The sequence below is a fragment of the Bacillus sp. 05T31 genome (assembly GCF_056396725.1).
In genome coordinates this window covers 1-1165 of sequence record NZ_JBFTMA010000994.1, presented here as the reverse complement: position 1 = coordinate 1165, position 1165 = coordinate 1, and the positions used below count along the sequence as shown (strand labels likewise).

Annotated in this window: 2 protein-coding genes; one reads left to right on the top strand and one right to left on the bottom strand. The window is 34.5% G+C overall.

Annotated elements, in window-relative coordinates; all coding sequences use genetic code 11:
• The coding region (locus AC1DJR_RS30635; protein WP_477004328.1) for an NAD(P)/FAD-dependent oxidoreductase at positions 1-407 on the bottom strand (407 nt) is incomplete at its 3' end.
• Positions 408-591: 184 nt separating this feature from the next.
• Here AC1DJR_RS30635 and AC1DJR_RS30630 point away from each other — a divergent pair.
• Positions 592-1165 (top strand): PAS domain-containing protein (locus AC1DJR_RS30630; RefSeq protein WP_477004327.1); only part of this gene is annotated, 574 nt, incomplete at its 3' end.

Here is a 1165-nt window from a genome sequence, read left to right as displayed (position 1 = left end):
CCTAATAAATCATCCGCAAAAAATGGTGATTCTTCTCTTATATCTTGCCTATCTAGCATTCGAAACGGTAAACCCACTGCTTTTTGACGATTCACCCATTGCTGTGCTGCTTCCATCTCTTCGTCTGATTCGCAAACGAGAATGCTTCCTGGTGCCCTATATTCAAATGAATGCTCCAACTCTTCACTTAATTCTGTTACTAATTTTTGACTTACTAACGACATTTGACTATCAAACCCTGGGTCTTTATCAATCGCCAAAATGTTCCCGTCACACCGTGAAGACGTCCCACTGACAAATTCTCCTTTTTCGATGATTGTTACGTCTCTTCCGTATTTTGAAGTGTAATAAGCGATAGAACATCCTATAATTCCACCGCCTATTATTAAAACGTCACAGTGCCTCATATATAGCACTCCTCCTTTCTCCTAAATCTCTCACTTTTTATTTATGCAATTGGTGTGCCAACTCTACATACAGAACTATTTATATGAAATAATTTTTATTTGTAAAAATATTTTAAATTTATCGTAAATAGGTGTATTATTTCTTTATCACTGTCTAAATTTTTATACATAATAGGAGGGCAATATGGCATTTTCATTCCCAACAATAAAAGAGTTAATAAAAATTTTGTCAATTGATTGTACAAGTATCGTTAAGCGCATGAAACAGGTAGGTGAAAAATTTTATTACCTCCATTCACCTACTGAGGAATGGAGGTGCGCAGTTATATATGAAGATGAATCTTTCACTACTTTAATCGACGCATTTTCTCATGAACTAGCCGTTGTCATCATTAAAGAAAATCAAGAGCCTTTATGCTGTATAACTGCTCAGCAAATGATTCCATTTCTTTATAAGTATTACAATGAACTACTAGCTTTTTATAACACTGTTATTCAAACGTCTGATTCTTCTGTTACAGTCATCGACGATAAAGAATGCGTTCGTACTTGGACAGATGGCGCTGAAAAGATTTTTTCAGTGAACCATAATGAAATTATCGGACAACCCATTACCCGTTTTTTTGATTATAAAGATTTAGAAATTCTGCAATCATTACATGACGGAAAAAGCATAATTGCTAAGTTCCATCAGCCACGTCCAGATTTGTTCGTATTAATTAATTCAAACCCAGTTTATTGTAACGATGAAATTATAG